20 protein-coding genes are annotated in these 19,129 nt (G+C 62.0%); 9 read left to right on the forward strand and 11 right to left on the reverse strand.

Annotated elements, in window-relative coordinates; genetic code table 11:
- Positions 1-328 precede the first annotated feature (328 nt).
- Positions 329-481: a hypothetical protein gene (locus tag ABID19_RS31635; protein ID WP_352928940.1), complete on the forward strand. Its 153-nt coding sequence runs from the start codon at positions 329-331 to the stop codon at positions 479-481.
- Positions 482-557: 76 nt separating this feature from the next.
- Here the strand turns inward: ABID19_RS31635 and ABID19_RS31640 are convergent, their stop codons facing one another.
- Entirely contained in the window at positions 558-1,319 is a 762-nt protein-coding gene (locus ABID19_RS31640) for an SOS response-associated peptidase (protein ID WP_354494589.1), read from the reverse strand.
- A gap of 119 nt (positions 1,320-1,438) precedes the next feature.
- On the opposite strand from ABID19_RS31640, the gene ABID19_RS31645 reads away from it, so the two are divergent.
- The 4 genes from ABID19_RS31645 (at position 1,439) to ABID19_RS31660 (ending at position 3,769) form a co-directional block, all read left to right on the forward strand.
- Entirely contained in the window at positions 1,439-1,855 is a 417-nt protein-coding gene (locus tag ABID19_RS31645) for an NUDIX hydrolase (RefSeq protein WP_354494590.1), read from the forward strand.
- A gap of 48 nt (positions 1,856-1,903) precedes the next feature.
- A complete protein-coding gene (locus tag ABID19_RS31650; protein ID WP_354494592.1) occupies positions 1,904-2,275 on the forward strand; it encodes a TIGR02301 family protein in 372 nt (123 codons plus the stop codon).
- Positions 2,276-2,593: 318 nt separating this feature from the next.
- Positions 2,594-2,851: a hypothetical protein gene (locus ABID19_RS31655; RefSeq protein ID WP_008874920.1), complete on the forward strand. Its 258-nt coding sequence runs from the start codon at positions 2,594-2,596 to the stop codon at positions 2,849-2,851.
- 123 nt (positions 2,852-2,974) lie between these two features.
- The gene (locus tag ABID19_RS31660; RefSeq protein WP_354494595.1) at positions 2,975-3,769 is read left to right on the forward strand and encodes a hypothetical protein; all 795 of its coding nucleotides are present in this window, start codon (positions 2,975-2,977) and stop codon (positions 3,767-3,769) included.
- Between the two features lie 31 nt (positions 3,770-3,800).
- Here the strand turns inward: ABID19_RS31660 and ABID19_RS31665 are convergent, their stop codons facing one another.
- Positions 3,801-5,132: a dihydroorotase gene (locus ABID19_RS31665; protein ID WP_354494597.1), complete on the reverse strand. Its 1,332-nt coding sequence runs from the start codon at positions 5,130-5,132 to the stop codon at positions 3,801-3,803.
- Positions 5,133-5,213: 81 nt separating this feature from the next.
- On the opposite strand from ABID19_RS31665, the gene ygfZ reads away from it, so the two are divergent.
- Both ygfZ and ABID19_RS31675 read left to right on the forward strand, forming a co-directional pair.
- Positions 5,214-6,092 carry a CAF17-like 4Fe-4S cluster assembly/insertion protein YgfZ gene (ygfZ, locus tag ABID19_RS31670; RefSeq protein WP_354494599.1) on the forward strand — a complete coding sequence of 293 codons (879 nt, stop codon included), beginning with the start codon at positions 5,214-5,216 and terminating at the stop codon, positions 6,090-6,092.
- Positions 6,092-6,727, forward strand: coding sequence for an HD family hydrolase (locus tag ABID19_RS31675; RefSeq protein ID WP_354494601.1), 636 nt, complete (start codon positions 6,092-6,094; stop codon positions 6,725-6,727). The genes ygfZ and ABID19_RS31675 overlap by 1 nt, the downstream gene beginning before the upstream one ends.
- Here the strand turns inward: ABID19_RS31675 and ABID19_RS31680 are convergent.
- From ABID19_RS31680 to ABID19_RS31690, 3 genes are read right to left on the reverse strand one after another with little or no spacing between them, the layout of a single operon-like run.
- Complete coding sequence (locus tag ABID19_RS31680) at positions 6,724-8,106, reverse strand: hypothetical protein (RefSeq protein WP_354494603.1); 1,383 nt, start codon at positions 8,104-8,106, stop codon at positions 6,724-6,726. The two genes, ABID19_RS31675 and ABID19_RS31680, sit on opposite strands and share 4 nt — an antisense overlap.
- A 4-nt stretch (positions 8,107-8,110) precedes the next feature.
- On the reverse strand, positions 8,111-9,064 hold the full coding sequence (locus ABID19_RS31685) for a DUF6384 family protein (protein ID WP_354494605.1): 954 nt from the start codon (positions 9,062-9,064) through the stop codon (positions 8,111-8,113).
- On the reverse strand, positions 9,057-10,235 hold the full coding sequence (locus ABID19_RS31690; protein WP_354494607.1) for a cell surface protein: 1,179 nt from the start codon (positions 10,233-10,235) through the stop codon (positions 9,057-9,059). The genes ABID19_RS31685 and ABID19_RS31690 overlap by 8 nt, the downstream gene beginning before the upstream one ends.
- 206 nt (positions 10,236-10,441) lie before the next feature.
- Between ABID19_RS31690 and ABID19_RS31695 the strand changes: the two genes are divergently transcribed.
- Positions 10,442-12,619: a putative bifunctional diguanylate cyclase/phosphodiesterase gene (locus ABID19_RS31695; RefSeq protein ID WP_354494609.1), complete on the forward strand. Its 2,178-nt coding sequence runs from the start codon at positions 10,442-10,444 to the stop codon at positions 12,617-12,619.
- A 15-nt stretch (positions 12,620-12,634) separates the two neighbouring features.
- Here ABID19_RS31695 and ABID19_RS31700 read toward each other — a convergent pair whose 3' ends face one another.
- Positions 12,635-13,525 carry a fatty acid desaturase family protein gene (locus ABID19_RS31700; RefSeq protein WP_354494611.1) on the reverse strand — a complete coding sequence of 297 codons (891 nt, stop codon included), beginning with the start codon at positions 13,523-13,525 and terminating at the stop codon, positions 12,635-12,637.
- 107 nt (positions 13,526-13,632) lie between these two features.
- Here ABID19_RS31700 and ABID19_RS31705 point away from each other — a divergent pair, with 107 nt between their 5' ends.
- Entirely contained in the window at positions 13,633-14,577 is a 945-nt protein-coding gene (locus ABID19_RS31705) for a LysR substrate-binding domain-containing protein (RefSeq protein WP_354494613.1), read from the forward strand.
- 14 nt (positions 14,578-14,591) lie between these two features.
- On the opposite strand, the gene ABID19_RS31710 is transcribed toward ABID19_RS31705, so the two are convergent.
- From ABID19_RS31710 to ABID19_RS31730, 5 genes are all read right to left on the reverse strand, one after another.
- Positions 14,592-14,864, reverse strand: a complete 273-nt coding sequence (locus tag ABID19_RS31710; RefSeq protein ID WP_354494615.1) for a DUF3303 domain-containing protein — start codon at positions 14,862-14,864, stop codon at positions 14,592-14,594.
- Between the two features lie 21 nt (positions 14,865-14,885).
- Positions 14,886-16,349, reverse strand: coding sequence for a RimK family protein (locus ABID19_RS31715; RefSeq protein WP_354494617.1), 1,464 nt, complete (start codon positions 16,347-16,349; stop codon positions 14,886-14,888).
- A complete protein-coding gene (locus tag ABID19_RS31720) occupies positions 16,346-17,452 on the reverse strand; it encodes a peptidase C39 family protein (RefSeq protein ID WP_354494619.1) in 1,107 nt (368 codons plus the stop codon). The genes ABID19_RS31715 and ABID19_RS31720 overlap by 4 nt, the downstream gene beginning before the upstream one ends.
- 226 nt (positions 17,453-17,678) lie before the next feature.
- Positions 17,679-18,470 (reverse strand): anti-sigma factor family protein, encoded by a 792-nt coding sequence (locus ABID19_RS31725; protein ID WP_354494621.1) that lies wholly within the window; start codon positions 18,468-18,470, stop codon positions 17,679-17,681.
- The gene (locus ABID19_RS31730) at positions 18,467-18,985 is read right to left on the reverse strand and encodes an RNA polymerase sigma factor (protein ID WP_354494623.1); all 519 of its coding nucleotides are present in this window, start codon (positions 18,983-18,985) and stop codon (positions 18,467-18,469) included. The genes ABID19_RS31725 and ABID19_RS31730 overlap by 4 nt, the downstream gene beginning before the upstream one ends.
- Positions 18,986-19,129: the final 144 nt, after the last annotated feature.

Consider the following 19,129-nt stretch of genomic DNA (forward strand, 5'->3'; position numbering starts at 1 on the left):
TCCAGCCTGCTGGCCGGGGCGTTTGTCCACTCTAGAAGGAAGATAGGCGAAAACGTCCAGACCAGCGCGAGGCTAGCCAATAATGCAAATGCCACAAATGGCGAAAGACGTTCTCATGAGCGGCTTTATCGCCTCACCCAGTGTTGCCGTCAAGTCGCAACTTTCGGCAAAAGAGTCGCTGGATCACAGGTAATGACGCAGTGAAACATTTTATTAAACATGTCGGCACAGTCATGAAACATTCGCCGGCTAGATCACCAAATGTCACGATTTGGTCGGATTCGACCAGCAAACCCGGACACGAAGACGTTACCCAGGGAAGAGAAAAATGCCCCGAACCAAGCAGGACTCCAGCGCCAAGCAACCGGCGCTTGCCAGCCAATACCGGGCGATCGGCCCGGCCGCGATCGTCGCCGCACTTCTCCACACCGCGAAGAAGAAAAAGCCGGCGCAAAAGATCACATCGCCGCGCGCCGCCTGATGTGACGTGCCGGCCGCCAGTAAATGGGGCGCCGGCAATGAGGGCGTTGAAGCGGCCCAACAAACAGCCGCTACTGTTAAAACAAAGTCATCTGCCCGTCGTCCGCGCCAGTCTTCTGGCGCCTGGCCTTCTCGGGCTCCGGCCCCACGATGCCCCTTTCCTGAATCTCCGGTCCAGTGTTGGCGACCTTGTTGACAAGGTCGGAAATCGGGACAGCCTCGAAGAAATCGAGCTGTGCCGGTCTGAGTAGGTCGGCCACGTCGCGCGGCTCGAGCGTGCGGCAGTCCAGCCAGCGAGCAAAATCCTGCGGGTGGATCACCACCGGCATCCGGTCATGGATGTGTGCGATGTCGGCATTGGCATGGACGGTCAGGATGGCACCGGTGTCCATTTCCGAGCCGCCCGGCTCGGCATAGGTCTCGATCAACCCGGCAAAAGCGACCAGCCCGCCATGCCTGGGCCTGATCCAGTACGGTTGCCCCCTCTTGACACCAGTTTGCTGCCATTCGTAGAACCCCGAGGCCGGCACCAAAGCGCGACGATGGCGCATGGCGGTGCGAAACGAGGCCTTTTCCACCGCTCCTTCCGAGCGCGCGTTGAACAGCAGCGGAAACTCCCTGGTGTCTTTCACCCAAGTGGGGATCAGCCCCCAGCGCACCAGCATCGCCTGTCGGTCAGGCAGGTTCGAACCCGGCGCAAGTGGTGGACCGGCGAGCGTCATCAGCACCGGCTGCGTCGGCGCGATGTTGTAGCGGGCCGGAAAGTCTTCCAGTTCCGTCAGCCCGAGGAAGGCGGCAGTCTGGTCCGGGGTGGCGGTCAAGGCAAAGCGTCCGCACATGAAATCAACTTTCGAACTGATGACATGTGAAAGTGGCGATGGAACATGCCTTTCGCAACCGCTAAAGCTGTTCACCGACGGCCGGTCCACAATGGGCTATGTCTATCAAACGGGAACTCATGGAAACACGCAGGATCATTCCGGCAGTCTCGGTCGCCGTCGTGCGTGGAAACACTGTGCTGCTGGTCAAGCGGGCAAGGCCGCCCTCGCAAGGCCTCTATGCTTTCCCAGGCGGCAAGGTCGAGGCCGGCGAGACGCTGGAGGAAGCAGCGGCCCGCGAACTGCTGGAGGAAACCGGCCTGCGCGCGGACGACTATCGGCCGCTGCGCGAAATCCACATCGACGGAAGCGACGAGGACCATCCGGTCGATTACCGGTTGACGGTGTTCGGCGCGACCTATGCCGATGGCGAGGCGCTGGCCAGCGACGACGCAGAGACTGCCGCCTTTTATACGCTTAGCGAAATGACGACGATGCCGCTTGCCGGCTCGGTGTTTGCCGTTGCCGACGAATTGCTCAGGAAGGCGGGAGCGTAACCTTCAAAATCGCCTTGCAGACGGCAAATTGTTTCGCCACAAAGCCTTATGATCCGTGCCTCGCTTTTCCTTGCCGCATGCTTGGCCGCCAGCACGGCGATGCGGCCAACGCTGGCAGCCGAAGCCCCATTCGAGCCCGGGTTGATGCGACTGGCGGAGGTGCTTGGATCGCTGCATTTCCTGCGTAATCTGTGCGGCGAGAAGGGCGACCAGTGGCGGGTCGAGATGGAGAAGCTGATTGCTTCGGAAAACCCGGACCCGGAGCGGCGCGCCCGCTTTATTGCCAGCTTCAACCGCGGCTATCGCTCCTTCGGCGGCACCTACACGCAATGCACCGCCTCGGCGACCGAAGCCATCAGCCGCTACATGAAGGAAGGCGAGACGCTGTCGCGCGACATCGCCTCACGCTACGGCAACTGACCTTGACGTCTCCCTGCTTGTGTCCGGCGGCATCTTAGTGCAATCCTTGTGTTGCACTTCTGCAACGGAATTAACGAAACGTTACCGCGCGGATGTCGAATTAACTCAAACTGAAGGTTTTCGTCCCGCTCGCCGGCCTAATCGGCTAAGTTTTGAATCGGATCGAACGCAGGTTTACAAAAAGCGACGAGCCTTGCCAGAGGCGACCCTAGAAATGTCGTATTTACAAGTACTTACTTGACCTGCATGTAACAAAGGGACAGCCCAAGCCTGATCCGCATCTGTCGGATCGCCGCTTGAAAAGGGTGGACATCGCAAATGGAACATGGCGTCAACGACATCGACGCGCTGGTCAGGGAAGAAAAGCGCCTGACAGCCGTGGAAAGCCACAGCGAGGCCTGGGCGGAAGGGCTTTCGGCCGGAATCGAGCCGGAAATCATCGCGGAGGCCGCCCTTGAAACCGCCTTCGGTGAAATGCTGCGCGCCAATGGCGAGACCTCGGCCCTTGCCCTGCTCGACCGCATGCGTGAAAAGGTGATAGCTGGGGCTTTCGAACCAGAACGTCTGCGGCACTGAACCGGCATCAAGCTCTTTGACGACGACGTGCCGCTTGGGCATCATGCCCAGGGCACCTACGGGGCTGGCATCTGTAAAGGCCTGGGCCTGTAAGGGGTCCAGAAAGTCATGGAGAGGCAGGCGGTGAATTCTTTGATGGCAGGCCGGCCGCGTGGCTTGGTCCTCAGCATCTGGCTCGCCGCTTTTTTCGCCGCGGTTCCGCTGGCACTCTGCCTCAACCCCGCTTATGCGCTGAGTGAGATCAAGCGCGAGGACCTTCCTTCACCGGTCGTGCCACCCGCCGATGACGGCACGTCGCCCGGAACTACAGTGCCGATGCCCGACCCGCTCGGCACGGCGCCGCCCTCGGCCAGTCAGCCGACGACGCCCAATGAGCCGGAACAGGTCGAACCAAAGGGCCCAGCGGACGATGGTGGCGTGGCCAATCCGCATGTCGACCCGGATGAACCCTTGCCCGAAGTCCTCTACGATCTCGGCAAGCTGCCGGAGCCGGTCAGGCGCATGCACAATCTGATGATCGAAGCCTGCAAGAGCGGCGACATCGAAAGGCTCCGGCCGCTGATCGGCAAGGGCGACACGATGACTCAATTGTCGCTGAGCGAGATCGAAGGCGACCCGATCACCTTCCTGAAAGGTCTTTCGGGCGACACGGAAGGCCAGGAGATTCTCGCCATCCTGGAAGAGGTGCTCAGTGCCGGCTATGTCCATGTCGATGTCGGCACGCCTCAGGAGCTCTATGTCTGGCCCTATTTCTTCGCGCTGCCGCTGGACAAGCTCGACGCCAGGCAGCGGGTCGAGCTGTTCAAGATCGTCACCGCCGGTGACTATGACAGCATGAAGCAGTTCGGCGCCTACATCTTCTACCGCGTCGGCATCACGCCCGCGGGACAGTGGACGTTCTTCGTCGCAGGGGATTGAGCGGAATTACCCTCCCTGCCCCCAAGCCCGCCTAGACCGGCAGCGCCTCGGAAAACTCCACCGCCCTGCCCTGTCCTGACGTGACGATCTCGCCTTCCCACATCACGCGCCGGCCGCGCACGACTGTGCCGACAGGCCAGCCGGTCACCTTCCTTCCGTCATAGGGCGTCCAGCCGGCCTTCGAGCCTGCCTGCGCATTGGTGATGGTCTCGCGGCGCTTCAAATCGACAATCGTGAAGTCGGCGTCATAGCCGGCGGCGATGCGGCCTTTCCTGGCCATGCCGAAGATGCGCTGCGGGCCGTGACTGGACAGGTCGACGAAACGTTGCAACGTCAGCCGGCCGGCATTGACGTGATCCAGCATGATCGGCACCAGCGTCTGCACGCCAGTCATGCCCGACGGCGAGGCCGGATAGGGTTTTGCCTTCTCGGCCAGCGTGTGCGGGGCATGGTCGGAACCCAGCACATCGACGATACCTTGCTGAATGCCGTGCCAGATGCCGTCGCGATGGCGCGATGCGCGCACCGGCGGGTTCATCTGGATCAGTGTGCCAAGCCGCGCGTAATCATCCGCGCTCAGCGTCAGATGATGCGGCGTCGCCTCGCAGGTCGCGACATCCTTATGCCGCTCGAGGAAGGCGATTTCCTCCGTGGTCGAGATGTGCAGGACATGGATACGCGCGCGGGCCTGTCGCGCGATGCGCACCAGGCGCTCGGTGCAGCGAAGTGCCGCAATCTCGTCGCGCCATACCGGATGCGAGGACGGGTCGCCCTCGATACGTTCGCCAAGCCGCTCGCGCAGCCGGAATTCGTCCTCGGAATGGAAAGCGGCGCGGCGGCGCGTGTTCCTCAGGATCGAGGCGACGCCCTCATCGTCCTCGACCAAAAGGTCGCCGGTAGACGAGCCCATGAAAACTTTTATCCCAGCCGCTCCCGGCAGCCGTTCGAGGTCGCCAACATCCTTGGCATTTTCGCGGGTGCCGCCGACCCAGAAGGCGAAGTCGCAATGCATGCGGCCGGAAGCGCGCCGCACTTTGTCGGCAAGGGCTGCCTCGCTGGTGGTCAGCGGGTTGGTGTTGGGCATCTCGAAAACTGCGGTAACGCCGCCCAGCACCGCTGCCCGCGAGCCTGTCTCCAAATCTTCCTTGTGCTCCAGCCCCGGCTCGCGAAAATGCACTTGGCTGTCGACGACGCCCGGCAGGACGTGCAGACCGCGGCAGTCGACCGTCTCGCCGGCGGAAGCCCGGCCGAGATCGCCAATGGCGGCGATGCGCCCGCCGTTGATGCCGATGTCGCGCCGGCCCTCGCCATCGTGGTTGACCACCGTTCCGCCTGTCAGGATGAGGTCGTAGGTCATGGCCATGCTGATCCGGTCTCTTGCGGGGGGAGTGCCAGCGGCTTACGTAATGGCCGACCGTTTTGCAAGATCAGGTTCTTTCCACCCATGCCCTTTGCCCAATTGAAAGACCGCGCACTCGTTTCCGTGTCAGGCCCGGATGCGGAGGGCTTTTTGCAGAACATTCTGACCACCGATCTCGACGCACTGGCTGCCGGCGAAGCAAAGCCCGGCGCCTTGCTGACGCCGCAAGGCAAGATTCTGTTCGACTTCCTGATCTCGCGGGCTGGCGGGAATTCCTTCCGCCTCGAATGCCGAGCCGATATATCAGGCGATTTCATGCGCCGGCTGACGCTCTACAAATTGCGCGCCAAAGTCGAGATTGCCGAGGCCGATCAGGGGCTTGTCACTGTTGCGTGGGGAGATGAATCAACGGCTTCACAATTTGATTCAAACGGGATTGCCGATGCACGGTTCCTCGACGCAGCCGTCAGCCGCTTTTATGGCGCCACTACTGCGGGCGGCGACCCGGCGGCATGGCATGCCCTGCGCATCGCCCATGGCATTGCCGAAAGTGGCAGCGACTATCAGCTTGGTGAGGCCTTCCCGCATGATGTGCTGCTCGATGAGATTGCCGGCGTTGGCTTCAGGAAGGGCTGCTATGTCGGCCAGGAGGTGGTCTCGCGCATGCAGCATCGCGGTACTGCCAGACGGCGGGTGCTGATCGTTTCGGCCGAACGGCCTCTGCCGGCTCCCGGCACCGAATTGACAGTGGCCGGGCGACCGGTTGGCACGCTTGGCTCCACCGCCGGCACGACAGGCCTCGCCATAGCCCGTATCGACCGCGTCAAAGCGGCGCTCGACTCCGGCCAGTCGATCATGGCGGATGACGTCACTGTCTCGCTCACCATCCCTGCCTGGGCGAAATTCACTTTTCCGCTGGAAACCGTTGGCCCGCAGGAATCCGTCGGCGCGGAGGAGGCCTGATGGCGGCCGACCGTGCCGGCGCGCCGCCGCGCGCCTGGCAGCGCATGCTGTCGGGCCGGCGGCTCGATCTGCTCGACCCCTCGCCGCTCGACATCGAGATTTCAGATATCGCCCATGGGCTTGCCCGCGTCGCCCGCTGGAACGGCCAGACCAGCGGCGACCACGCCTTTTCCGTCGCCCAGCATTCGCTGCTGGCCGAGGCGCTGTTTTCCGAATTGGTACCGGACGCCCCGGCCGACGCGCGGCTGGCCGCTTTGCTGCACGACGCGCCGGAATATGTGATCGGCGACATGATCTCACCGTTCAAATCGGTGATGGGCGGCAGCTACAAGGATTGCGAGCTTCGACTCCAGCGCGCCATCCACCAGCGCTTTTCGCTGCCGGTCGAGCTCGGTGCTGGCCTGCGCAAAGAGATCAAGCGCGCCGACCAGATCGCGGCCTATTTCGAGGCGACGCTGCTGGCCGGCTTCTCCACAGCCGAGGCGACCGAGTTCTTCGGCCGGCCGCGCGGCTTCAACGCCGAGCGCTTCGATTTAACGCCGCGTTCGGTGACCTGGGCGCAAAAAGCATTCCTCAAGCGGTATGCTGCCATCGAGAAATCGCGGCGCCAGAAGTACCCTGAATACGGAAACTAGAAACGGCCACCGGTTCGGAATCCGCCGCCGCCTACGGGCGGCCGGCCTCCCCCGCCTCCCGGCAGACGCAAGCCACCACCGAACCCTCCGGGCAAGCGCGGCTGGCGCTGACGGAAGCCTCCGTTCAACGCATCGTCGAGATTACGGGATCTGAGCGCACCCGAAAGAATGCCACCGATCACGCCCCCAATGACGTCGCCATTGGTGAATCCGCCCATGGGCTCACCATAGCCGCGTTGATGAAACTGGCTTAGCGATTGCTCCAGTTCCGCGCGCTTTCTGGCGAGATCGACAGCGGTCTTGCGGATGTTGTGAACCTCGGCCTCGGCGCGGGCGATCTTCTGCCCGCTCGCATGTAATTTCTGAACGATCTGTTCGTCCGCAGCGGTCGGTGTTGCGAGCGCCTCTTTGTAGAGCGTTTGCAGATCCTGGCGGCCGAGCCGTTCGGACAGGATCTCGATGGCCTTGCGGTAATCAGGATCCTGATCGGCTTCGCTGGCGCCATCGGCATCGAGCGCCGTCAGATCAGCCTTGGCCTTTTCGAGCCGGGCGGCGGCGGCATCGAATGCCTTCTCGGCATCGTCCAGTTCGTTTTCTAGGGCGACGATACCCTTGGCCTCAAGTGCCTTGCGTTCGAGCGCGTCACGCTTGGCCGTTTCCTTCTCGATGTTCTCGACCAGCCTATCGGCGTGCTCACGCAGGCGCAGAGGAATTTCGTTCAGCATATGGTAGTTGGGACGCGCTTCGTCGTACCCGATGAGACGCGCTACCTTTGCGTCGAAGAAGCGGGCCAGAGCACCGCCCCGATAGGCGTTCGTGCCATATCCCGACCGCCACAGATACATGAACAGGGTGTCGTCCTCATAGGGTTTTCCCTTGGATTGACGGTCGCTCTCGGCTTGCGCGGCCTTCTCCGCTCCGGCCTTGGCGACAACTTCCGCCCGGACAACCCGCTCCTGCTGGGCTTTCCAGGCGGCATCCTGTTGGATCGATGCCTCCACGCTGGCGGCCAGGCCCTCGATCCGATCGCCCAAGGCGTCAACGGCAGCGGCCTTTTCGGCATGTTCGGCTTCCGCAGCGTGCGCCGCCTCCAACGCCCTTGCACGACGATCCGCCGCCGATGAAAGCCGCTGGCGCCCGCGTTCGACCAGATCGAGGGCCTGCCGTTCCACCCTATCGATCTCGCCTGCAACTTCCTTGCTCAGGAGAGCCTCGAGCCGGATCGCGGCCAGCGCCTTGAAGTCTTCGGCCTGTTCGGTTCGCAGTCGCACGGCTTCCTCGGCCGATGTGCGCGCCATGACGGCAAGCTTTTCCTCCTCGGCACGCACACCGAGGATGGCGCGCTCAATGGAGGATGCGGTTTGGCGGCCGGAGATCATGATTCTACCATTTCGTGATCATCCCCAGAACCGGCGTCAGGAAATCCATCTCGAGCGCACCGCGCCGCTTCTCGCCAAGCTTGTTGTTCTGCACGATGCCATCGTCGAGTTTGTCGCGTTTGACCGCATCGAAGACCGCTTCGGAAACGCGGGCGCCCCATTTCGTCACCGTGTCCGTCGTCCCGGTTTCCTCGTTGACGATCGGCAGGCTGAGCACCTGCCCATCCGGCGCCACCGCTTCGACGATCAGATAGTAATTCTGACCAGCCGGATTGATTTCGGGGACGCGGAAGACGCCCGTATCCTCACCCGGCCGCGACACGACCCGCAGCACATATTGCTGATTGAGGCGGGACCTGAGGTCGCCCAGCTTGGCGATCGCGTCCTTCGCGGCGGCCGCATCGCCCCTCGCAAGCGCCGCCTGGCCGTCGGTCACCAGACCGGCTATGGCGGTCTCGGCCTCGGGAACACGGGCTTCGCCGCGCGCGGCATCGGCTGCGACAGAGAGTGCGCGGGGCAGCGTGTCGCTCAGTTCGATCTGGGCCTGCTCGGTTGCCTGGCGTTGCGTATGGCGGGTCCATGCCTGCCAGCCGATCAGCGCCGCCACGATCGCCAGAATCGCGACAATGGCGACAGCGACCCTGCCGCGACGGATCCAGAGCCCGGCCATGGTCCGGCCAAAGCTCGGCGGCGAAGGCGTGTAGACGAAGCGGCTCTCCTTGAGCGCCTGAATGCCTTCCTCGAGAATCCGGTCCGACACCTCCAGACCCTGGTCCTCGTAGATCTGCCTGAGACGCGCCTTCAGCGCATCGTCGCGCGCATCCCCGCCGAGTTCCCTGGCGACCAGTCCCTCATGATGGCGAAGCGTGTCGACGACATCCATCGCCAGCATGAGTTCGCTGAGTTTCGGCGTCTGCGGCGCGCCGCCGGACGCGGCCGTAGCGGCGGCGTCAACCATCGATCGTCAGCGCATTGCCCTGTTCCGCAAGCTTGGCGAGACGGCGCTTGCCATCTTCCACAGCGTCGCGGATTTCCTTGGAGTTCTGTGTCGAAAGCTTGCGCATCTCGGCGATGATGTCGGCTGAATGCTCCTGGAAGCTGACGACGGAATCCACGAGTTTCTTTACCGCATCCGCCCGAACCGTCGGCCCGTAGCCGGCCTTGATCGCCTCTTCCTGGATCTTGCCGCCAATCTCGGCCAGCACTTCGATCGACTTCGAGACCCCTTCCTTCATTGCATTCAGGGTCTGGGTCGATTCATGCAGCCCGAAGAGGCCGGTGAAAGAGGCCTTGAGCGCCGTCAGCACCGATTCATTGGTCGAGAAGAAGGAGACGGACTGCTGATAGACACGTTCCTTAGCATTGGTCGTCTGGACGAGACGCGCCATGATCACTTCGGAGGTGTTGTAGCCAATCGTCAGATTGTCGGCGAGATCCTTGGCGACCTGATAGCGGTTCTCCTCGTTTTGCATGATGCGCAGATATTCGTCACGGACGAGTTCCAGCTTGGCGCGCCCGGCAAGATCGTTGGCGGTAAAAGCAGCCACCTCACTGGAGGCCTTGGCGAGATCCGACTTGGCGCCACCGAGCTTGTCCTCGGCCAGCTTCAGCACCTCGAGAGCCGATACCTCGGCTTGCTTCATCGCCCCGCGAAAGTCGCGATAGGCCTCCAGGATCACATGCTCGCGCTCAATGTTGGACTTGGTGTCCTTGGCGACGTCGAGATAGACATCCTTTATCTCGTCGAAACGCCGTGCCACGTCACCGCGCGATATCTTCATCCAGACGTTCGTGGCCCGTTCGAAGATGTCGAGCTTGCCGTCGGAAATCTGATCAACCATGCGCTTGGCATCGTCACGGATCGAATTGAACCCCTTGGTGATCTTCTCGTATCGTTCGGCGGTCGACATTTCCGAGATCTGTTCGCGAACGACCTCATTGAAGACGCTCATCTGGCCGAGCGTTCGCGCGATGACGGCGATTTTATCCGGAGCGAGATCGCTGATCTTCTCCAGTAGTCCCACGATCGGGGCATCCTCGGTCTTATCAGGCGCAAGACCAAGATCACGCAATGCACCCATGGCCTTGTCTAGATATTGCATCGGCGTTTTTATCGTAACCTTGCTCATGAACTTGCTCCCTCTCCTTAGACCGTTGCATTCCGAGCCATGGTTCTATGCTAAACATAAGATATTAAACGTATACGACTGCAATTTATCAAAGTCATCGTGTTTGTAACCAGTCGGGATGCCGTGGCACCGCGCGACCGAAAAACGTTAAATTAACCGGAAAGGGCAACAGTGCCGTGTTCGATCACGGTCTGCAGGCACGCCTCATGTCCGTCGCTCATGCCAAGGCTGGTTTGCCCGTCCGCGGACGGAGGGCCGAAGGCGTGGGCCTGCCGCGGATCGAGGACGAGCTGCGCAAACAGAATGATCGTTTCTCGGCCGCCGTCGAGAACATGTCGCATGGCCTGGGCATGTTCGATGCCGACGAGCGCATGATCATATGCAACGGCAATTACATCAGCATCTTCTGCCTCGACGCCGAGATCGTGCAGCCGGGCATCCGGTTTTTCGACATTCTCCAGCACAGCGTCGACATCGGTGTCGCCTCGCACAGCGCCGAAGAACTCTACGCTATCCGCAAGCCTTATATCGACCGGGCGAAACCCTCGACCTACGAGGAAACATTGTCGGATGGCCGCATCATCAACATCTCGCACCGGCCGCTGGCTTCGGGTGGCTGGGTATCGATCTATGAGGACATCACCGAGCAACGGCGTGCCGAGCAGGAGCTGAAGGAGCAGCACCGCCGCTTCGACGCGGCACTGGCCAACATGTCGCAAGGGCTTTTGATGTTCGATGCCGATGGCAGGCTGATCGTGCGCAACGGACGTTTTCTGGAACTATACCGCGTGACGCCGGCCGACTTTCCGCTTGGTATGAGCCACCGCGATCTGCTCGAGCAGCTCGTACGCCTGGCCGTCTATACGGGGATCGATATCGACAATGAAATCTCGAACACCGTGGCCAGCCTTCAAGCCGGGGAAATGCGATCGACAGACCGCCATCTTGGCGACGGCAGAACGCTTCTGGTCGTACGGCGGCCGATGAGTGGCGGAGGCTGGGTGGCGACGTTCGACGATGTCACCGAACGCAGGCGCGTCGAAGAGCGCATGACCCATCTTGCGCATCACGATACGCTGACCAACCTGCCCAATCGATCGATGTTTCGCGAACGGCTCGACCGGGCCCTGGGCGAGGCCACGGACCTGGCGATATTTTCGCTCGACCTCGACCGCTTCAAGGCCGTCAACGATACCTGGGGGCATCCGGCCGGCGACTGGCTGCTGAAATGCGTGGCCGAACGGCTGCAACGGTGTTTGCGCAGCGAAACGGACGTAGTCGCTCGTTTCGGCGGCGACGAGTTCGTCATCATCCAGTTCAATACAAAACGCGCCGGCTCAAAGAGTGCCAGCCCAAAAGATGCCAGCCCAAAAGTTGCCAGCGATGCGGAAAAACTGGCAAAACGCATTGTCGACACCATAGGAAAACCGTTTCGCGACAAAAGCCGCGATATGCATGTCGGCATCAGCCTCGGCATCGCCCTTTTTCCCGACGACGGCAGGGATGCCGACACACTGCTGAAAAATGCCGACATGGCCCTCTACAGGGCAAAAAGCGAAGGACGCAATGTCTATCGCTTCTTCGAGCCAGGCATGGATGCGATGGTGCGGGCGCGCCGCGCACTTGAAACCGATCTGGACACAGCGCTACAGCAGCGGGAATTTGAGTTGGATTTCCAACCCATCATGAACATCGCTTCCAGCGAAATCGTCGGCGCCGAAGCCTTGATGCGGTGGCGTTCGCCGGCACGCGGCTTGGTGCCGCCAGACGACTTCATCCCGGTTGCGGAAGAAATTGGGCTGATCGTGCCGCTGGGAGAATGGGCGCTGAGGAAAGCCTGCACGGTTGCAGCGGGCTGGCCGCATGGGCTGCGTATCGCAGTCAACGTCTCGGCAGTGCAGATCAAAAGCGGCACTTTTGCCCGAAGCGTCATCTCCGCGCTGGCATTTTCCGGCGTGCCGGCCGATCGGCTTGAACTGGAAATCACCGAAACAGTGCTGATGGACGAGAGCGAGACAGTGCTCAGAACGCTCCGGCAGTTGCGCGACCTCGGCATCCGTATCGCACTGGACGATTTCGGCATCGGTTACTCCTCGCTCGGATATCTCCACCGCTTTCCGGTCGACAAGATCAAGATCGACCGCTCCTTTATCCGCGACATCGACAACCGCGACACGGCCGCGATCGTGCGGACGGTCATCGGGCTCGGTGCGCAGCTTGGCATCACCGTCACCGCCGAGGGCGTCGAAACCGAAGAACAACTTGAGTTCCTGCGCAGCGAAGGCTGCGTCGAGGCCCAGGGCTATTTGATCGGCGTGCCGTCGAAGCCGGCCGACATCAACCGCTCGCTGAAGACGAGAGCTGCGATCGGGCGATCAAGCTGAATGCGACGGGCGCTATCAGCGCAGCGTCTCGACATATTTTTCGTGGAAACGCACGTAACCGGCTTCGATCTCCTTGAGATGACGCTCGATCAGGGCGTGAAACGCCGGCAGTTGATGGAACGGCACACCCGGATAGGCATGATGTTCGGCGTGAAACGGCATGTTCCAGGCGAGCTTGCGAACAAACCAGTTGGTCAGAGTAGTCCGGGTGTTTTCCAGCATGTTGGCGACAAGCGGACAACGCCCATGTTCGGCCAAGAGATAGAGGCGCAGGAACGGCTGTCCCAAAAGCGCCGGCACGATCCAGACATAGAGCAGCGTGGTTGCCCGGAACCAGACGGCCAGCACCAGCACGACAGCATAGAAGGCAATCATCGCGCGGGCCTCGGCGCGCACCTTGGGCCGGCCTTTCGGCGGCACATAGCTGTCTCGACAGCCACCACTGGCGTTGCTGTAGAGCGTTTTGAAGTGGCCCCACCACACCGGAATGCCTGAGACGTGGATCAGATACTGACGCCAGGTTTCGGGCTTGGGAAAGGCCAGTTCCGGGTCGTTCTCCGGATCCTGAGTAAAGCGATGGTGGGCGAAATGGAAATAGCGGAACCAGTCGGCCGGCAGCGCGATCGCCAGACTGCAGACGCGCGCCATGAAATCGTTCAGCCGCTGTGTTTCGAAAGCCGTGCGATGGACCGTCTCGTGCAGAAGCGTGAACAGGAAAACGATCAGGATGCCTTGCGGCAGCATCAGCAGCGGCCAGTACGGCACCTTGGCGATGATCAGCGCACCAATGACGATGATCGCGCCCCAATGACCGGCAAGCTGCAGCAGCCCGAGGCGATCCGACTTGGCGGTCAGCCGATCGCGCTGTTGCTGCGTCAGCGAAGCGATCACGTCGCGATGGTCCATTGGTTTGATCCCGCACTGTCGATCGGAGGAGCCTAATCGCCAAAACAGCTTTCGCAAAACGAGGATTTCTGCAATTTAGATAAGCTTAACTTATCTATTGGGTCGCCATGGTCGCACTTCCGTCCTTGCGGGGACTCCAGGCTTTCGAGGCCGCGGCGCGCCGCGGCAGCTTTGCCGCCGCAGCCGAAGAGCTATCGATTTCGGCGGCCGCGGTCAGCCAGTTGATCCGGACCATCGAGGACCAGATGGGCCGCAAGTTGTTTCACCGGGCCAACCGTCGTGCCGTGCTGACCGACGCCGGCCTGGAAATGCTGCCTCGACTGACAACGGCCTTCGAAGAGATCGGCAGCGTGTCGCGCGAGCTCGGCGGCGCGGAGTTTCGATCGCGGCTTGTCGTCTCGGTGCCGCCATCCATGGCGATGGGCTGGCTCTCGACGCGTCTGAAGAGCTTTGTCGCCAGCCATGGCGCGGTCGATATATCGCTGAGAGGCGATGACGATCCGGTGTCGTTCGACCGTGACCTGATCGATATACGTCTTTCCTATGGGCGCTCCCACTATCGCGACCAGACAACCGAAGAAATCGTGAGCGACGCCGTCTATCCCGTTTGCGCACCCATGATGGCAAGAGGGATCGGCGGCCTTGACGGCGCCGCCCTTGCCAGCCTGCCGTTAATCCACACGAATTGGGGACCGACAGGCGCCTCCTTTCCGTCCTGGCATAACTGGTTCGAGACGGCGGGAATCGAACCCGGCCGCGCCAGCCAGCACGGTCTGTCGGCGAACTCGTCGCGGGCGGCGCTCGATCTGGCCATTTCAGGCCTTGGCGTGGCGCTGGCGCAGGGCGTCTTCTGCGCCGAGGCAGTGGAGGATGGCAGGCTGGTCAGGCCCGTCGCACAGGCGCTGGAGCTGCGCCAGCCCTATTGCCTAACGATCCCGCAAAGAAGCTTGAGGCGCGACGTGGTGGCGGCGTTCAAGGCGTGGCTGATCGAGGAATGCCTGCGCTCGGTGGGTTCGCCGGCGTTGATCGCTCGGCCATCTGAGAGCCAATAACGGCGATTGTTCGCTCAGAGATGGCCGCTCAATGCCTCTACCATGTCCTTGTTCGTCGCCACGGGAACGATCTCGAATTCGACCAGATCCGCCCATTCGACGACCCAGCGCTGCAGGAGCGTGACGTCATCGGCCTCCACCAGCAGGAAGCAGCGGCTCATATCCGCTGCGATCCAGCTGTGATGCACGACGAGCGCGTCTGGTTTCAGGCGACCCTGGTCGCGGAAGCGGCGGTAGATCTCCTTACGGTCACAGCCGCGAAAATCCTCGGTCACGAAAAACAGCATCTCTGCCCCCTACTCTGATGATTATCGCCCCGGCCGGTCGAGCCGCTCCAGGAACCACTGCGTCAGCCGTACCCAGACCTCGTCCTTTTCGCCGGAATCCTCCCAGCCATGGTCGAGATTGGGATTGTCGTTGACCTCGATGACGAAGACGCCGTCCTTGGTCTCCTTGAGATCGACGCCGTAAAGGCCGTCGCCAATGCAGCGCGCTGCCCTTACCGCCGTCTCGACGACATGGGCCGGCGCCTCCTTCAGGGTGAAAGTCTTGATGCCGCCCTGGTCGGGCTTGCCGTTCGCCTTGTGATTGACGATCTGCCAGTGCTTCTTGGCCATCAGATAGTGCACGGCAAACAGAGGCTGGCCGCCGAGCACGCCGACGCGCCAGTCATATTCGGTCGGAATGAATTTCTGCGCGATCAGAAGGTCGGAATCCTCAAGCCATTCGCTGGCAAGCGTCTTCAGCTCCTCGAAGGTGCCGCATTTCTTGACGCCGCGCGAAAACGACGAGTCCGGGATCTTCAGCACCAGCGGAAAACCCAGCGTCTGCGCCGCCACTTCAAGGTCCGAGATGCCGGCGATCATCACCGTCGGCGGCACCGGCACCTTATTGTAGGTCATCAGCTCGTTGAGATAGACCTTGTTGGTGCAGCGGATCATCGACAGCGGGTCGTCGATGACCGGCATGCCCTCCTGCTGGGCGCGGCGGGCGAAGCGGTAAGTGTGGTTGGAGATCGAGGTGGTCTCGCGGATGAACAGCGCGTCGTAATTGGCGAGCTTGGCCAGATCCTTTTTGGTGATCGGCTCGATTTCGACGCCCATCTTTTCGGCGATCTTGGCCCAGTAGCGCAGCGACGAGATCTCCGACGGCGGCAGTTCCTCATGCGGATCGACCAGCGTGGCGAAGGTGTAGCGTGACGGCGTGCGACCCTTGGTGTCGCGCCATTCGCGGTTGGTGTAAGTCTCGAGGCACTGAAGGAAGCGCTTTTCTTCCTCCTCGGTCATCCTGGCCAGCGGATGGAAGCCGATCTTGCGGATCGACGCCCATTCGGCGCTGTCGGTGATGTGGACCTCCAGCGCCGGCGCTCGGAACCAGTCGAACAAAAGCTTGGCGAAGCGATCCCATATCTTCGACGGGCCGATGCCAAAGAAGATACAGACTTTTTGCGGAAAGGCGCCGCCGAGATCCTTGCGGCACTTGTTCAGCGCCAACTCCAGCTCCGGCAGCGCATGCTCGTAGAGCTTGCGCTCGGACAGGTCGATCATCGTCTCGACCGTCGGAATGACCTTGTGGCCGCGCGAGCCGGCGAGCAGCGAGGCATAGTAGCCTCGGCTCTGGTAGCCATAATTGTTCGACAGGTTGATGACCTTCGGCCGCTGGCCGCGAAACAGCGCCGGATGCGCAAGATAATCGCGATTGGTGATGATCTTGTGCGGTGTCGCCACCTGATCGAGGTCGTTCTGCCGGCCGGTAAGGATGACCCAAGTCATTGGCTGTCGCGCTTTCCGAGGGTGATGGCGGCGCGCAGTCCGTCGCGGCCGAACTGCGCCATGTTCATGAAGATGCCGTAAGGCACCGGAATGTTGGCGGCATCAAGGATGGTTTCCTGTCTCTCGTCTTCGACCCAGGGATCGTGGATCAGGATATGATCGCCATCGTCGCCGATGGCCAGCACCCAGTGCGGAACCTTCTTGCCGAACATCAGGAAGCCGCTGATCAGGACCAACACGAGTTTTCCTTCTGCGATCGCCGTGCGGATGTCGTCAATGGCGAATGGACGGTAATTCACCGGGATGCCGTAACGTTCCGCGCGCCGGCGAAAGTCGACCTGCGCCAGCTCCATCACCCGGCGCTTGTCGTGGCTGCGCACCGACTGCAGGAACAGCGCACCATGGAAGGATACATAGATCTCGGCAGAGAGCCCACTTTCGTGGCCGGCAACGGCGAGGCCGAACGGCTCGCAGCCGCCCGGCCCCGACATCATGAAGACGGTCGTCGCCTCGCGCCACAAGCGGATTTCCATGACCGGGTCGGGCACGAAGCCGCGATCGAAATTGGCCATTGCCATCATCAGGCAGCACGGACCGCAGGTGAATTCGCAGGTCTGCTGGTAGAACGGCACCCTGGTGGCGACAGGAATGTCGCCGCGCAAGGTCTTCTCGTAGCGCAACGCCGTGGCGCCGTCCTCGTAGTAGCCCGGCTCGCGGCCGATCTTGCGGTAGCCGCTCTGCTCGTAGATGCGGATGGCCCGACCGTTGTCCTCGCGCACCTCAAGACGCAGCATCATGCGGTTGTGCTCGAAGGCGACCTCCTCGGCTCGCCCCAGCAGCATGCGGCCAATGCCGAGCCCGCCGAAAGATGGATCGATGGCGATGGAATAGAGCCGCGCAACGCCGCTGCCCTTGCGAAACAGCACGACCGCATAGCCGGCGATGCGGCCCTCGCTTTCGGCGACCAGCATCTCGGCGGTCTCGCGTTCGATCAATTGGCGAAAGGAACGGCGAGAAATGCGGTCGCTTGAGAAAACAGCCTTCTCGATGGCCGCGAGGTCATCGACGTCGGACGCGCGGGCCGTGCGAATCTCGGCAGGCATGCGGGCTCAGAAAACCTCGATTGGGTTGTGGAAAAGGCCCTGGTCGAAACGTCGATAACACCAGCCGAAGCGCCAGCATCCGTCAAGCGCTATCGCACCTCGATTCGGGCCGAATTGTGACAGTTTGGGCCCGGTGCATGAGGGTACGTGGCGCTGCAGATTGGTGCAAGGACTTGAACAGGATCGTGTTTCGCCCACAGCGCCAGCTTCGGAAAACATTGACCGTTCAGCCGGCCAGTCCGGCCAGAAGCTGGCTGTAGGCGCTCTTCGCCACCGCAGTCAGCTGCGCGCGCGGCAGCGAGCCAACGACGGCGCAGCCATAGCCCTTGTCCAGCCAGTAGATCGCCTCGGGGCCGTTCTCTTCCGACCCATAGGTGCCCTTGGTCTTCTCGGCCGATTCAGCCGTGACGAAGAGCGAGATGCGCTCGCCCTTGTCGTCTTCATAAAGCAGCATCGCGGCCTTGCTCTCACCCGCCGGCAGCAGCCGGCCGCCGACGAGATGGAACCCTTCCGCCGCAAGATCCGGTGCGACTAATTTCAGGCCGACCCGATTGGACAGCCAGGTCTGCAGATGATCTTTGTCGCTGGCGGGCACTTCCACCGCATGCCGTTTTTCGGCGGCATAGATGACATGGGCTGCGATCGCCTGCTCGGCGAGTTGGTCCTCGGCCGGGTCTTTCAGACCAAAATGGTCGAGGCCGGCGACATAACCGCCAACACCGCCGATGGCCAGCACGGCCGCTGCCGCAGCCGCCAGCCACCAGCGCGAGCGTGATGCCGCCGCCCTGACTGGCGCCTTGCCGAACACGATCTTCTGCAACCGCGCCGGCACCGGCTCATCGAGCACGCCAGCGAAGGCGGCACGAAGTGCTGCGCGGTCGGCGACATAACGGGCGCTCCTCGCCTTCATTTCAGGATTAGCATCGAGCCAGGCGTCATAAGCCACGCGCTCGTCGCCCGGCAACTCGTCATCGAGCTCCATGTGAATGTCACGTTCGGAAAAATCGCGCCGGGTCATTTCTCGACGATCCTTATCGCCCGGCGGCGCGCGGCGTCGTCCAGCAGCCCGCGCAACTCCTCACGCCCGCGCGCGATGCGCGACATCAGCGTGCCGGCCGGCACGCCGAGGATGCTCGCGGCCTCGGCATAGGAAAAGCCTTCGATGGCGACCATGACGAGTGCCGCGCGCCGGTCGGGGCTGATGGCCTGCAATGCGTCGATAATCTCGCGCGAGGCGATGCTCTCCACCTGCTCGGCGGGCGTTGCCTGCACTTCTCCCGCTTCCAGCGGCAGCAGGGCTGCGTCGCCGCGCCGCTTCAACTTGCGCATCTGGTCGATGAACAAATGATGCATAATCGTAAACAGCCACCTCCTGGGGCTTTCTCCAGTCTGCCAGTTGTCGAGCCGCACCAGCGCCCGTTCGAGACAATCCTGAACGAGGTCGTCGGCGGAATCGCGGTCGCGCAGCAGCGAGCGCGCATAACGGCGCAGGCGCGGTATTTCGCCAAGGATTGCTGCCTTCTTTTCGTCCATGACCGCTGGTTCTGAGGTCGCCTCTGTTCAACGATTGAACGCGCCTTCACGGCGCGGCGCAAGCGGCCAGCGCGAAGCGGTCCGCCGCCCCGGTCACCCAAGCGCTATAGTAACGCTGGCGGTGGGCGATTTATTCCCGGCCGG

The sequence above is a fragment of the Mesorhizobium robiniae genome, from assembly GCF_040545535.1.
GTDB classification, from domain to species: domain Bacteria; phylum Pseudomonadota; class Alphaproteobacteria; order Rhizobiales; family Rhizobiaceae; genus Mesorhizobium; species Mesorhizobium robiniae.

What these genes read in the sequence shown, in the direction of transcription:
- ABID19_RS31635 (WP_352928940.1), top strand. Translation starts at nt 329, where the DNA reads ATGCCCCGAACCAAGCAGGACTCCAGCGCCAAGCAACCGGCGCTTGCC.
- ABID19_RS31640 (WP_354494589.1), bottom strand. Translation starts at nt 1,319, where the DNA reads ATGTGCGGACGCTTTGCCTTGACCGCCACCCCGGACCAGACTGCCGCC.
- ABID19_RS31645 (WP_354494590.1), top strand. Translation starts at nt 1,439, where the DNA reads ATGGAAACACGCAGGATCATTCCGGCAGTCTCGGTCGCCGTCGTGCGT.
- ABID19_RS31650 (WP_354494592.1), top strand. Translation starts at nt 1,904, where the DNA reads ATGATCCGTGCCTCGCTTTTCCTTGCCGCATGCTTGGCCGCCAGCACG.
- ABID19_RS31655 (WP_008874920.1), top strand. Translation starts at nt 2,594, where the DNA reads ATGGAACATGGCGTCAACGACATCGACGCGCTGGTCAGGGAAGAAAAG.
- ABID19_RS31665 (WP_354494597.1), bottom strand. Translation starts at nt 5,132, where the DNA reads ATGGCCATGACCTACGACCTCATCCTGACAGGCGGAACGGTGGTCAAC.
- ygfZ (WP_354494599.1), top strand. Translation starts at nt 5,214, where the DNA reads ATGCCCTTTGCCCAATTGAAAGACCGCGCACTCGTTTCCGTGTCAGGC.
- ABID19_RS31675 (WP_354494601.1), top strand. Translation starts at nt 6,092, where the DNA reads ATGGCGGCCGACCGTGCCGGCGCGCCGCCGCGCGCCTGGCAGCGCATG.
- ABID19_RS31680 (WP_354494603.1), bottom strand. Translation starts at nt 8,106, where the DNA reads ATGATCTCCGGCCGCCAAACCGCATCCTCCATTGAGCGCGCCATCCTC.
- ABID19_RS31685 (WP_354494605.1), bottom strand. Translation starts at nt 9,064, where the DNA reads ATGGTTGACGCCGCCGCTACGGCCGCGTCCGGCGGCGCGCCGCAGACG.
- ABID19_RS31690 (WP_354494607.1), bottom strand. Translation starts at nt 10,235, where the DNA reads ATGAGCAAGGTTACGATAAAAACGCCGATGCAATATCTAGACAAGGCC.
- ABID19_RS31695 (WP_354494609.1), top strand. Translation starts at nt 10,442, where the DNA reads ATGTCCGTCGCTCATGCCAAGGCTGGTTTGCCCGTCCGCGGACGGAGG.
- ABID19_RS31700 (WP_354494611.1), bottom strand. Translation starts at nt 13,525, where the DNA reads ATGGACCATCGCGACGTGATCGCTTCGCTGACGCAGCAACAGCGCGAT.
- ABID19_RS31705 (WP_354494613.1), top strand. Translation starts at nt 13,633, where the DNA reads ATGGTCGCACTTCCGTCCTTGCGGGGACTCCAGGCTTTCGAGGCCGCG.
- ABID19_RS31710 (WP_354494615.1), bottom strand. Translation starts at nt 14,864, where the DNA reads ATGCTGTTTTTCGTGACCGAGGATTTTCGCGGCTGTGACCGTAAGGAG.
- ABID19_RS31715 (WP_354494617.1), bottom strand. Translation starts at nt 16,349, where the DNA reads ATGACTTGGGTCATCCTTACCGGCCGGCAGAACGACCTCGATCAGGTG.
- ABID19_RS31720 (WP_354494619.1), bottom strand. Translation starts at nt 17,452, where the DNA reads ATGCCTGCCGAGATTCGCACGGCCCGCGCGTCCGACGTCGATGACCTC.
- ABID19_RS31725 (WP_354494621.1), bottom strand. Translation starts at nt 18,470, where the DNA reads ATGACCCGGCGCGATTTTTCCGAACGTGACATTCACATGGAGCTCGAT.
- ABID19_RS31730 (WP_354494623.1), bottom strand. Translation starts at nt 18,985, where the DNA reads ATGGACGAAAAGAAGGCAGCAATCCTTGGCGAAATACCGCGCCTGCGC.